The sequence below is a fragment of the Parabacteroides sp. AF14-59 genome, from assembly GCF_003479515.1.
Lineage (GTDB): Bacteria > Bacteroidota > Bacteroidia > Bacteroidales > Tannerellaceae > Parabacteroides > Parabacteroides faecis.
The window spans coordinates 116,464-127,504 of the sequence record NZ_QUHH01000016.1 but is presented as its reverse complement, the minus strand read 5'-3'; the positions used below and the strand labels follow the sequence as shown (position 1 = coordinate 127,504).

15 protein-coding genes are annotated in these 11,041 nt (G+C 42.5%); 9 read left to right on the top strand and 6 right to left on the bottom strand.

Going from position 1 to position 11,041, the window contains the following annotated elements; genetic code table 11:
- The first annotated feature begins 91 nt into the window (after positions 1-91).
- From DWW23_RS17230 to DWW23_RS17210, 5 genes are all read left to right on the top strand, one after another.
- Positions 92-769 carry a response regulator transcription factor gene (locus tag DWW23_RS17230; protein WP_122354503.1) on the top strand — a complete coding sequence of 226 codons (678 nt, stop codon included), beginning with the start codon at positions 92-94 and terminating at the stop codon, positions 767-769.
- Positions 766-1,944: a HAMP domain-containing sensor histidine kinase gene (locus DWW23_RS17225; protein WP_122354502.1), complete on the top strand. Its 1,179-nt coding sequence runs from the start codon at positions 766-768 to the stop codon at positions 1,942-1,944. The genes DWW23_RS17230 and DWW23_RS17225 overlap by 4 nt, the downstream gene beginning before the upstream one ends.
- 141 nt (positions 1,945-2,085) lie before the next feature.
- The gene (locus DWW23_RS17220; RefSeq protein ID WP_122354501.1) at positions 2,086-2,466 is read left to right on the top strand and encodes a GntR family transcriptional regulator; all 381 of its coding nucleotides are present in this window, start codon (positions 2,086-2,088) and stop codon (positions 2,464-2,466) included.
- A 5-nt stretch (positions 2,467-2,471) separates the two neighbouring features.
- Complete coding sequence (locus tag DWW23_RS17215; protein ID WP_122354500.1) at positions 2,472-3,362, top strand: slipin family protein; 891 nt, start codon at positions 2,472-2,474, stop codon at positions 3,360-3,362.
- 29 nt (positions 3,363-3,391) lie between these two features.
- A complete protein-coding gene (locus DWW23_RS17210) occupies positions 3,392-4,387 on the top strand; it encodes a BF3164 family lipoprotein (RefSeq protein ID WP_122354499.1) in 996 nt (331 codons plus the stop codon).
- Positions 4,388-4,622: 235 nt separating this feature from the next.
- Here the strand turns inward: DWW23_RS17210 and DWW23_RS17205 are convergent, their stop codons facing one another.
- Both DWW23_RS17205 and DWW23_RS17200 read right to left on the bottom strand, forming a co-directional pair.
- On the bottom strand, positions 4,623-5,360 hold the full coding sequence (locus DWW23_RS17205; protein ID WP_122354498.1) for a carbon-nitrogen hydrolase family protein: 738 nt from the start codon (positions 5,358-5,360) through the stop codon (positions 4,623-4,625).
- 15 nt (positions 5,361-5,375) lie between these two features.
- Positions 5,376-6,077: a carboxylesterase gene (locus DWW23_RS17200; protein WP_122354526.1), complete on the bottom strand. Its 702-nt coding sequence runs from the start codon at positions 6,075-6,077 to the stop codon at positions 5,376-5,378.
- Between the two features lie 267 nt (positions 6,078-6,344).
- Here DWW23_RS17200 and DWW23_RS17195 point away from each other — a divergent pair, with 267 nt between their 5' ends.
- Entirely contained in the window at positions 6,345-6,563 is a 219-nt protein-coding gene (locus DWW23_RS17195; protein WP_122354525.1) for a hypothetical protein, read from the top strand.
- 37 nt (positions 6,564-6,600) lie between these two features.
- On the opposite strand, the gene DWW23_RS17190 is transcribed toward DWW23_RS17195, so the two are convergent.
- Complete coding sequence (locus DWW23_RS17190; protein WP_233564373.1) at positions 6,601-6,873, bottom strand: helix-turn-helix transcriptional regulator; 273 nt, start codon at positions 6,871-6,873, stop codon at positions 6,601-6,603.
- Between the two features lie 77 nt (positions 6,874-6,950).
- Here DWW23_RS17190 and DWW23_RS17185 point away from each other — a divergent pair, with 77 nt between their 5' ends.
- From DWW23_RS17185 to DWW23_RS17175, 3 genes are all read left to right on the top strand, one after another.
- On the top strand, positions 6,951-7,331 hold the full coding sequence (locus DWW23_RS17185; protein ID WP_122354497.1) for a DUF6463 family protein: 381 nt from the start codon (positions 6,951-6,953) through the stop codon (positions 7,329-7,331).
- Positions 7,332-7,431: 100 nt separating this feature from the next.
- On the top strand, positions 7,432-8,265 hold the full coding sequence (locus DWW23_RS17180) for a helix-turn-helix domain-containing protein (RefSeq protein WP_122354496.1): 834 nt from the start codon (positions 7,432-7,434) through the stop codon (positions 8,263-8,265).
- Between the two features lie 22 nt (positions 8,266-8,287).
- Positions 8,288-9,247 carry a ketopantoate reductase family protein gene (locus DWW23_RS17175; RefSeq protein WP_122354495.1) on the top strand — a complete coding sequence of 320 codons (960 nt, stop codon included), beginning with the start codon at positions 8,288-8,290 and terminating at the stop codon, positions 9,245-9,247.
- A gap of 83 nt (positions 9,248-9,330) precedes the next feature.
- Here the strand turns inward: DWW23_RS17175 and DWW23_RS17170 are convergent, their stop codons facing one another.
- The 3 genes from DWW23_RS17170 to DWW23_RS17160 form a co-directional block, all read right to left on the bottom strand.
- The gene (locus DWW23_RS17170; protein ID WP_122354494.1) at positions 9,331-10,206 is read right to left on the bottom strand and encodes an arginase family protein; all 876 of its coding nucleotides are present in this window, start codon (positions 10,204-10,206) and stop codon (positions 9,331-9,333) included.
- A 111-nt stretch (positions 10,207-10,317) separates the two neighbouring features.
- A complete protein-coding gene (locus DWW23_RS17165) occupies positions 10,318-10,722 on the bottom strand; it encodes a HEPN domain-containing protein (protein ID WP_122354493.1) in 405 nt (134 codons plus the stop codon).
- Entirely contained in the window at positions 10,719-11,033 is a 315-nt protein-coding gene (locus tag DWW23_RS17160; RefSeq protein ID WP_122354492.1) for a nucleotidyltransferase domain-containing protein, read from the bottom strand. Before DWW23_RS17160 ends, DWW23_RS17165 begins: the two co-directional genes overlap by 4 nt.
- Between the last annotated feature and the right edge of the window lie 8 nt (positions 11,034-11,041).

Here is an 11,041-nt window from a genome sequence, read left to right as displayed (position 1 = left end):
ATCTGCGAACGTTTGCGTATTCTGCGTCATCCGCGTTCTCTAATATAATCTGAAATCGTATATTTGTGCTCCTAAGTAAATAAGCTTTCAAATGGCAAAAATATTATTAGTAGAAGATGAAGTGAATATAGCCTCTTTCATTGAAAGAGGATTACAGGAATTCGGTCATGAAGTATGCGTTACTTATGACGGTATGGCGGGTTGGGAGTTATTGCAAAAAGAGAACTTCCAACTGCTGATCCTGGATATTATCATGCCTAAGATGAACGGCTTACAGTTATGTCGCCAATATCGTCAACTCTATGGTTTCCAGTCACCGGTAATTATGCTGACGGCTTTGGGAACAACGGACGATATTGTGAACGGGCTCGATGCCGGTGCCGACGATTACCTGGTTAAACCATTCAGTTTTCAGGAATTGGAAGCCCGTATAAAAGCTCTTTTGCGGCGGTCGGGAATGGAAGTTACGGCCGGCTCTTTACGGTGCGGAGACCTGCATCTCGATCCGACCAGCCACCGGGCCTTCCGGGGGGATGCTGTTATCGACCTGACGGTTAAGGAATATCGTTTGCTGGAATACTTTATACTGAACCAGGGTACAGCTCTTAACCGCCTGACACTTCTGAAACATGTATGGGATAAGGATTTCGATACCAATACCAATGTTGTCGATGTCTACGTCAACTACCTCCGTGCCAAGATAGACAAAGATTTTACTCATAAACTGATCCGTACCGTAGTGGGTATCGGTTATATGATGGAAGCATGAAAACAGGGAATAAAATAGCTTTCTTTTATACGGCAATGACAGTCGGTATCATTGCTTTTGTCACGATTCTTTTCTATTTTATTGCGACCAGTTATATCAGCCGCCTGTATTATTCTTACCTGACGGAAAAAGCCTATGCTACTGCCGAGAAACATTGGGAGAAGGATGAAGTGGACGAGGAAAGCTATGCCCGTATACAAAAACGCTATGAAGAAACGTTGCCTGTCGCTACCGAAATATTATTGAACGCGGACAGTGTGGCAGAGACGCATACGACATTAGTCCGTTATATGACGGAAAAGGAGATTGCACGGTTGTATAAAGGAGATGTGATTACTTTTCATGAAAAGGAGAAAGTGGGAGCTGCCCTTTATTATCCGGACAATGAAGGTAATTTCATTGTACTTGTTATCTCTAACAATCAATATGGAGGGGACATTCAGCAACGTATCGGTTGGCTATTGCTCGCCCTGATCGTCATAAGTGCCGTCCTGATCTATTTTGTCGGTAAACTCTATGCCATCCGTATGGTCGATCGTATCGATGCAGCCTATCAAAGCGAGAAAGCTTTTATCAGCAATGCTTCCCACGAACTGAATAATCCGCTTACAGCCATACAGGGTGAATGCGAGATAAGCCTGTTGAAAGAACGTACCCCTGCCGAATACCAGGCAGCGTTACAACGCATTGCCTCCGAAACAAAACGTATCATCCAGTTGATGAAGCACCTTCTTTTCTTGTCGCACGGCGATAAAGAGATATTGAAGAATGCCACTGAAAAGATTATGCTGGCCGACTTCCTGATGCAGTTCGTAGGTAACCGCATCAGATTCACGACCGACACCTTTGCATACTGCCTGGAAGCAAATCCGCATCTTTTGAAGATCGCTATCGGTAATATCCTGAACAATGCCTGTAAATACTCCGGAGAGGGGCCTGTTGAAATGCGTTTGAAATGTTCCGTTCTCGAAATACAGGATTTTGGTATCGGTATTCCGGCTGAAGAATTGAAACGAGTTTATCAACCTTTCTACCGTGCAACCAATACCCGTGAATTTGCCGGGCACGGTATCGGTCTTAGTTTATCGTTGCGTATTTTGAATTCTTATGGTGCCAAAGTGGATATAAACTCCGAAGTAAATAAGGGGACAAGAGTTATTATAGACTTTGGATAATAAAGGCTTATCTTCTTCTATTTATCGACAAACATTTTTTCCCGATAAAAAAATCTGAAATAAATTTGGTGGAATAAATTTATTTTGTTCCTTTGTACTATATAAATAGTACAATGTTTGTATAATATAATATATACCTATATGATTAAGTTTCTATTAGATTATTCCAGCGGCGTTCCGGTGTACCGTCAGATCATCGATCAGATTATATTTGGTATAGCATCCGGACAGCTTAAATTAGGTGAACAGCTTCCTACGGTCAGGGCACTTGCCGTCGAGTTAAAGGTGAACTTGAATACGGTATCGAAGGCATATAAAGAATTGGAGATCCGGAATATTCTGGAGACTCAGCAAGGTACCGGAACTTTTATCAATAAAACGGAAAATGTAATTGCAGAAAAGGAGAGGGAAGATAAGCTGAAAGAAATTTGTGTGCAGTTTTCTTCTGTAGCATTTAGTTACGGCTTTACTCTCGATGAAGTCGTACGGGAATTGAAAGACATTGAAACCTCTAAAAAATAATACTTATGACAACAAATGTAATCAACAAGGGATGGTTTAATCCAATTTCTATTTCAGTATTGTTGGTACTGATTTTTGTATCGGTCGCTCTGTATATTTTACATGTAGTAAATATGCCGGTTTTGTTGTTCCTGATTCTTATTTCAGGATTATTGTCTCTTTCGATCCGTATTGCCGACCAATGGGAGCGGGCTGTGGTGTTGCGTATGGGAAAGTTCAAAGGCTTAAAAGGGCCCGGACCGTTTATGATCATTCCTATATTAGACAGTGTGTCTACTTATATCGATCAGCGGGTGCGTGTAAGTGCTTTTAAGGCAGAACAAACTCTGACTAAAGATACGGTGCCGGTAAATGTGGATGCCGTCGTATATTGGACGGTTTGGGATGTGGAGAAGGCTGCATTGGAGGTACAGGAATATCAAAAAGCTATCGAACACATTGCGCAGACAGGATTAAGAGACACGATCGGTAAGCACGAATTATCTACTCTTTTGCAGGAACGCGATAAAATTGCAGAAGATCTGCAACATGTTTTAGATAGAAATACCAATCCTTGGGGTATTACGTGCCAAACCGTTGGTATTAACGATATTGCCATACCGCAAGATCTGGCTGATGCGATGAGTAAGGAAGCTCAGGCTGAACGTGAAAGAAGAGCCCGTGTTATTTTGGGTACGGCAGAAACCGAGATTGCCGATAAGTTTGAACAGGCTAGTAAAAAGTATACCGATAATCCTGTAGCATTACACCTGAGAGGAATGAATATGCTGTTTGAGGGATTGAAAGAGAAAGGATCTATGATTATTGTTCCCAGTTCGGCATTGGACACCATGAATCTGGGTGCCATAGGAGGATTGGCATCGTTGGCTAAAAGTAACGAAGAGTCTGTGAAGTAATAGTTTAAGGCCCCAATAAATTAGCGATTATGCGGATATATTCTTTAATGCTGGTATTATGTTGCGGTTTAATTGTAGCATGTAGCTCTACCGGTCCTGATTTTCCTCGTGAAGAGACATTGGTGCAGGAATTGATGCCCTTGCAGGGGATAACCAATCCCTGGAAAGTAGAAGTGAAACCGCCTTACCTGATTTTTCAGAATGTAAAGCGTCGTGACAGTATATTTCACATCTATGATCTGACAAGCCGTGAACTGAAAAGTGCCTTTGGAGTGGAGGGGCAAGGTCCGGATGAGTTTGTTTCTTCATACTTATTTCAGGGGCCGCTTTCCGATTTTCTGATTGGTGATTTTGGTAAGAATCAGATTAGCCGGTTTGCTATCGACAAAGAAGGACAGCCTGTTTTCAAAGATGCAAAAACATTCGGTTATGACAATGCTTTATATGATGCAGCCTTTATTAATGACTCCTTATATATTGCAGATCCTAAATATATGTTAGTCCCCAGCCTTTATGTGTTGGCTGTAAAAGATTCTTTGCCGCGGAAAATATGGACATACAGGAGTCCGGATATCATGGATTATTCACTGGATCCGGATATGGGGAATGTGTATGCAAATGAAAGTCGTATAGTATTTTGCTATGGATATAAGAAGCAGATTGATTTTATGGATGTCAATTTTAACCTTATCAAAAGGGTGACATTTGATTTTGACGCTTCTGATGTAAGTGTTCTGGCAAGTGAAAACGCAAAAGTAAGTTATGCTTATGGTCATTTGGGTAAACGCTATCTGTACGCATTATTTTTCGGAACATCATGGAAAGAACACAATGCAAACAATACGCGGGGAACGATCCTTGAGGTATTCGATCTGGATGGCAATCCGGTTATCCGGTATCATTTGGATGGCAAACGGCCTGTTCAATTTGCTGTCGATGAAGAAACCTTTACGCTTTACGGATCGATAGAGGACGGAGATCCGGAAGATAATTTGCTGGTGTATAAACTAAAAGGACTTTCCTAATTGGGATAGCGATACCGGTGATCATTGATTACAAGAACAAATTGTTTCGGGTTGAATAAAAAAAACGAAATGGCCTGCTTTCACAAGGGGGCCATCTCTAAACCAAAACCTTAACTATGAAAAAATTTACGTTTTTCACCAGTAAAGATACAACTTATTTCTTATCTACCTCATGGTTTTCTTATTATTTTTTACAAAATCGCATTTTTAACAAATAGACTGCTGATAAACAAGCTCAGACGATCGTACAGATGGTGTCGACAGATTTGCTTAAGGTATCGTAAACCAGTATGCCTTCAGTCTGGCTGTCGAACTGTGCTATTAATTCACCCTCCTGGTTCCATATAGAGGATTTGCCCGCACATTCATAACCGCCTGATGTCCCGATATAGTTGGACATGAACGTTATCATTTTATATGTTGAAGCTATTTTTGAAAGCTTTTCGATGTCAGCATCTACGCCGTTGACGGAATTGAGGACACTTGCCATATAGATGTTTGCATTCATCTTATGTGCATGGGCTGCATGTTCTTCGTTGGATAATTCGTAGCAGATGGCAGGGGCAATGGTATTCGCTTCGTCAAAAGGGATTACACAAGGGGTATTACCGGGGGTGAATATATCTTTCTCGGTGGGATAGAGGTATTGTTTTGAATAGGTGACCCTCTCTTTTCCCGGCTGGAAAATAACCATACTGATAAATAAATTATCATCTTTTTTAGTAGGCAGACCTGCACCTATGATCAGGTTCTTTTTATCACAAATTTCTTGCAACGGGGTCAGTCTTTCATCCTGTGAATATATCGCCAGCTCTTTTGCCAATTCAGGTTCATAGCCCGTCAGCGATAGTTCGGGAAACATTATCAGGTCCGATCGTCCGGACGATGCGGCTTCAATAAACTTCAAATGCTTACTCAGATTTTTTTCGATATCACCTTTTATCGGCTCTATTTGTGCAATACTTATTTTCATATATTTTCTGTGTCTTTATAAAGTTCGTCCTATCCATTCATTGAAAACAGTCAATTGTTCTTGTGTATGGAAATAATGTTCCGATCCTTCGACAATCTCCAATTGGCAGGAAAACTGTTCGGCGAATCGGGATATGACATCGTTTTCGCATAGCTCATCTTTGCTGCCGTATAGAATATGGGTAGGGGTATTCCAATGGGATATCGGATGATCCTTAACGAAACTGTAATAATCCCAATAGAGTTTTTGTCCTATAGGCGTGGATATGGTCTGTTGCCTTTTCAGCTCTTCTTCCGTTATGGAAAACCAGGTCATCATATTTTCGATAAGGCGTCGCATATCGACGATCGGGGAGAGGAACCATGCTTTTCCTATTACCTCCTCCGGATAAGCCAATAAGCTGAAATAGGCTCCTATACTGTTTGCAAATAAATCGATATGCTTCCAGTTCGTTTTTGCATATTGCATAACGGTAATAAGATCCTTAACACAAGACCGGACTTTGCAGGGAATGCCTTCGTTTATTCTATCCCCATGCTCCGGCAGGTCAAAACTCAAAACCTGGTAATCATTCGGCAGCGTATTTTGGGCTACGATCTCAATAGGAGTATCTGCCTTATTCGATCTATTTCCATGAATGGCAATAATGACTTTTTCGGATTTGCTGCCCCATATGATAGCTGGTATATGACTTATTCTGAGAGTTGTTTTTTGCATGATGAATACATTTGTCATGTTTGGACAAAAGTATGGCTTAATTTTCAATCGGACAAAATATGGAGGTTCTATCTTTGTGCCGGTTGTGTCCTTGTAAAGAATATATTAGTCTGTTGATCGACTATATTCCCTGTTTTGTCATCTGTAACAGGGAGGTTGGTCTATTTACGTTTCGGCAAACGTCTAATTAGGCTACCTTTATCCCAAGAGAATGAAACAAGCGAGGAACAGCTTCAGGGTTTAGCTTTATGTATAAAGAGTAATAAAATGCAAGATGATATTTTGATTTTCAGAACTTCTATAACGAAGAAGCAAGATATGGAGAGAATAGAAACGTTATTTGCCCAATACCCCCAGATCCATAAATGGAATGTCGATTTTGACGATTGGGAAAAAGTCTTACGGATAGAGTCCCGGGGAATTACTTCAACTGATGTTTCGGATGCGCTGCAGGCTATCTGTATTTATGCAACAGAATTAGAGTGATATTCAATATCAGAGATTGTTTTGCAGGACCTGATTATTAACTTTTATATGCAGAAGGTTGTGTCCCGAAATGCTTTTTGAAGAATTTGTTGAATGCACTCTGGCTATCGAAACCAAGCAGGAAGCCGATCTCCGGTAAAGGTATTTCTTCTTTCAGATACTTTTGCGATAATTCCATACGCAGATCATTCAGTATCTTTTGATAAGAAGTACCTTCTGCCTTTAGTCTTCTCTGAATATTGCGTTCACTCATATTGAATCTTGCTGCAACCTGTTTTAATGACAGGTCGGCATTAGAAAGACTATGCATAAGGTAGACAGTTCTGGTCAGGCTGTTATTTTGCCCTGTTTCATGTATATCTTTGCGGTACATAAAAACAATAGAATATGAAACTTTGGAAGTATAGCGGGACGTTCCTGACTCTAACGGGAATCATCCATACGATTTATGCGGTTTTGACCGGGAAGGCTGTTTATGCGGAAATACTTAAAGACGGGCTGGTCGATTCGATCGGCAACAGTTATGAGCGTGGTGTTGCCCTCTGGTTTTTAGTCTGCGGATTTTTACTTATCCTTTGGGGGCAGACACTTCAACACTATATCAAAAAGGAACAGAAACCTGCCCCGATGTTTCTCGGTTATTCAATTCTGTTAATTAGCATAATCGGTTGTCTTATAGAACCGGTCTCCGGTTTCTGGCTTTTCTTTCCCCAGGCATTCATTATACTATTTTCAGGTAAAAGATATGGGAATGAACCTGAGGCTTAAAAGAAAAGAGAGGATTAGCCTATACCTGTAAGATATACCAAACGATTTGTCCTTTTTTTACACCAGGCGGATCATGTAATAACCTTAACTTTGTACCGGTATGAATAAATTTAAAGTTATACAACCTTCCGGGTTACTTGCTCCGTATGTAAAGCAATATTGGTTTCTGCGGATGGAAGACGTTGTGAGAAGTTCACAGCGCCTTGTTCCGTTGGAGTGTGTGGCATTAAGTTTTCATCGGGGGAACTTTGCGTATTCATCACAGGAAAAAGGGTGCTTGCCCCGGTCGCATCTCTATGGCATAACGGCCGGTTATACAGACCTTGTCTTTTCCGGCTGTATTGATTTTATCAGCATTGTTTTTCAGCCTGCGGGAACCTGTCGATTCTTCCCAATACCCCCCGGTGAACTGAAGGACCGGCAGACCTCGCTCGATGTATTGGACGACCCGGAATTGCTTGAGTTGGAGCAACGTTTGAACGAGACGGCTGATGATTTAGCCTGTGTCGGCCTTATAGAAAAATTTCTGTTCAGCCGTATGTGTCGGCTCGGCAAACAGGATGACAAACGGATTCATGCGGTAATAGACGCTATCCGGCAGGGAAATACAGATGTGGATAGTCTGGCGCAAACCGCCTGCCTGAGTTACAAGCAGTTCAAACGTGTTTTTAGTGAAAAGATCGGAGCAAACCCGAAAGATTTCCTGCAAATCGTGCGTTTCCAGAAGCTGCACCATTTGATGCAGTTGCATACATGTATGACATTGGCAGAACTGGCTTATGAATGTGGTTACTACGACAAATCGCACCTGATAAAGGAACTGAAAGATTTTTCCGGATTTACACCGGCCCAGCTGTTCAATGCCTGCGAACCGGTATATTCCGGATATCACGGATTGTTCCGCTCGGCGTTTATCGATCTTCCTCCCGAATAGCAAACAATAAATATATTTTATTATGAAGATTCTTATTTTTGGCGCGGGCGTGATTGGCTGCACCTATGGCTGGCAACTGGCCGAGGCCGGGCACGACATCAGTTTTCTGGTTAGAAAGGGAAAAAAGAAGCCGATTGAAGAACAGGGTATTCATATCCATTGTACGGATTACAGGAATGGAGGAAAGGTGAAAGCGGAGACCGTTTTCCGTCCAAAGGTCCTGGATATTCTTTCGGCCGACAATGATTTTGAGTATATCATCGTTGCGACAAATAATCTCCATCCCGAAGAAGTCTTGTCTGTCCTGAAAGAATCTGCGGGGAAGGCCCATATTCTTTTCTTTCAGAATATATGGTATGATGATCTGGAGAGAATAAGTAAATACATATCGCCCGGACAATATTTCTTCGGTTTTCCTTTTATGGCTGGTGGAGGCCGGAATGAAAAAGGACTCGATACGATTATTTCCGGCTCCGGATATTCGAAAACAATGCTGGGCGAAGTATCCGGTGAAATAACGCCGCGTGTACGGAAAATAGCGGATGCAATGGACGATGCCGACATGAAACCATTTATATCCGGTCAGATCATCACATGGCTTCTTCCTCATTGTGCGTTTATAGCCGGGCTTTCGGCCGGAGTTCTGAAAGCCGGGGGCACGATGGAGGCTTTTCTTAAAAAACGGGAGATTGTCAGGGAGGCAATAATGGCTGTCAGAGAGGGTTTCCATGTCTGTTCTGCGATGGGAACCGATCCTAAAAAAGAGAAAGTGAACAAACTCTATTATCTGCCTTTGTTTATTTGCATTCCAATCGTACGGAAAGTTTTTAGTGATGAAGCGATGCAGGCTATGTTCGATGGCTATCTGCGGAATTCGGCAAAAGACGTGAGCAGAATGTTGGGCGATATTCTCTTATCAGGAGAGCTGCAAGGGGTTAAGACTGTGTCATTAAGAGGATTACAACAGGATATTTTTAGCTGACCCGCTTCTCTTTCCAGTTGTTTTTCGTATGTGCGGATACGGTCTGTGTTCATAAATGCACATACGAAAAACAGATATTCCCGTTACTCTTTCAACAATGGCAATTGGTTGAGCATATTTCTTAGTTTGATGGCGATGCGTGGCATCGGTTCGGCTATGGTCAGGCTTATCAGGTCATAGCCGGAGGCAATATCATTTATCACACGGATCACTTCATCCATTTTCATCCCGTCAGGTTCGACACCGACACCGGCAATGATTTCGGCAGGGTCCAGCACGTCCAGGTCGAAATGAACAACGACCTTCGAGGCGCCGGTCCCTTTCAGCCATTCCATGACCGCCGCGCTGTTATTGGCAACCTCTTCCGGTGAAAGGCCCTTTATCCCCAGTTCTTTCTGACGTTCCTGCATGCCTTTATCCCATGAGCGCAATCCCACGAGCAGCGCTTTCGAAGCATCGACCTTTCCGGGCAGCGTGCCGATAATTTCCTCGTCACCCATCCCCAGGCAGGCGGCTAAAGCCATGGCATGATAGCCTTTATAGTCATCGTAAGGCAGATTTATATCGGGATGGGCATCGATCCAGACAATCGCCACATCATCCGGATATTTCGCAGCCAGATAAGTAAACGGCACGACACTCACCGAACATTCGCCACCGAGCGTAACGATCTTTTCCGGAGCGTTTTCCCCGATTATTCCGAGGGCGGCTTTCGTCTGCTTCAGGATTACATTTCGGGCACTGACCCCTTTTTCCGTTTTCCGGTCGTTTATATCCAGTGAAACCGGTACTTCCACTGTCTTTTGCGAACTCTCGGGAGCCAGGAAGTTCAGTAACTGAGCTCCTAAATAATACCCTCTTGAAGCATCGTCTGCCGGAATATCGGGCATCCAGTGATCCACAATTCCACCCTGCCATTGCGGGTAGATCAAACGAAGTGTTGATGTTTTATTTTCCATATTCTGATTATTTGTAAATACTTTATCGCCGTGTGCGTAGCATAAAAATCACCATGGAAGTGATAGGATCGAAATGGAAGAGTTGTATCATTCAGGATACTATACAAATCATTATTCTTTCAGCAAAATCCCTATTGCTTCAATAAAAGCCTGCGCTTTAGGCATCAGTTCTTCTATATCTTCATTACTCGAATAGACGAAATCGTCATAATCGCTACTGTGTCGACGCTCGAAAAGCAGAGAAAAAGTACGTCCCAACTCACGTGACAAACGACCGGAAGCAACGAAATGTAAGCCTAACATCTGCTTCACACCTGCATGGGTACCTGGATTTATCTCATACTTAATGAGCAAAGCAACCGCAGCATAATAACAAGCATAATAAAGGCGATTTATTGCTGTGTTATAATACCCTTGTCCCTTCAGAAAGGGTATCTCTTTCAACGTTTCTTCGGCACGCCGAAAACGATAAGCCGACAATGCCTCGATACTTTCACGGTTCAACTGCTCTTTCATAATACAATTCCTTCTTTTGCTACATTTATTCCAAAGGGAGTCTGGAAAGGGCGGTTTTCCCAAATCTTCTTTAGCAAAACGCGTGCATTTATCTGTACACCGGTTTCTATTTCGATATCGTAAAGCGGGGTGATGATACGGTCTTCTTCCTTGACGGTCAGTTTATTTCCGTCGACTAATACCAGCAAGTCTATATCGCTGTCAGGACGTGCATCTCCCCGTGCTTCGCTGCCATATAATATGGCTTGTGCTCCCGGAGCTACCTGCATCAAGGCAGTTCGTATTCGTTCTACTATTTGCGGACGATTCATATCAATCT

Bases quoted from the DNA above. Each gene is read 5' to 3' on its own strand.
- DWW23_RS17230 (WP_122354503.1), top strand. From the start codon at position 92: ATGGCAAAAATATTATTAGTAGAAGATGAAGTGAATATAGCCTCTTTC.
- DWW23_RS17225 (WP_122354502.1), top strand. From the start codon at position 766: ATGAAAACAGGGAATAAAATAGCTTTCTTTTATACGGCAATGACAGTC.
- DWW23_RS17220 (WP_122354501.1), top strand. From the start codon at position 2,086: ATGATTAAGTTTCTATTAGATTATTCCAGCGGCGTTCCGGTGTACCGT.
- DWW23_RS17215 (WP_122354500.1), top strand. From the start codon at position 2,472: ATGACAACAAATGTAATCAACAAGGGATGGTTTAATCCAATTTCTATT.
- DWW23_RS17210 (WP_122354499.1), top strand. From the start codon at position 3,392: ATGCGGATATATTCTTTAATGCTGGTATTATGTTGCGGTTTAATTGTA.
- DWW23_RS17205 (WP_122354498.1), bottom strand. From the start codon at position 5,360: ATGAAAATAAGTATTGCACAAATAGAGCCGATAAAAGGTGATATCGAA.
- DWW23_RS17200 (WP_122354526.1), bottom strand. From the start codon at position 6,077: ATGCAAAAAACAACTCTCAGAATAAGTCATATACCAGCTATCATATGG.
- DWW23_RS17195 (WP_122354525.1), top strand. From the start codon at position 6,345: ATGCAAGATGATATTTTGATTTTCAGAACTTCTATAACGAAGAAGCAA.
- DWW23_RS17190 (WP_233564373.1), bottom strand. From the start codon at position 6,873: ATGCATAGTCTTTCTAATGCCGACCTGTCATTAAAACAGGTTGCAGCA.
- DWW23_RS17185 (WP_122354497.1), top strand. From the start codon at position 6,951: ATGAAACTTTGGAAGTATAGCGGGACGTTCCTGACTCTAACGGGAATC.
- DWW23_RS17180 (WP_122354496.1), top strand. From the start codon at position 7,432: ATGAATAAATTTAAAGTTATACAACCTTCCGGGTTACTTGCTCCGTAT.
- DWW23_RS17175 (WP_122354495.1), top strand. From the start codon at position 8,288: ATGAAGATTCTTATTTTTGGCGCGGGCGTGATTGGCTGCACCTATGGC.
- DWW23_RS17170 (WP_122354494.1), bottom strand. From the start codon at position 10,206: ATGGAAAATAAAACATCAACACTTCGTTTGATCTACCCGCAATGGCAG.
- DWW23_RS17165 (WP_122354493.1), bottom strand. From the start codon at position 10,722: ATGAAAGAGCAGTTGAACCGTGAAAGTATCGAGGCATTGTCGGCTTAT.
- DWW23_RS17160 (WP_122354492.1), bottom strand. From the start codon at position 11,033: ATGAATCGTCCGCAAATAGTAGAACGAATACGAACTGCCTTGATGCAG.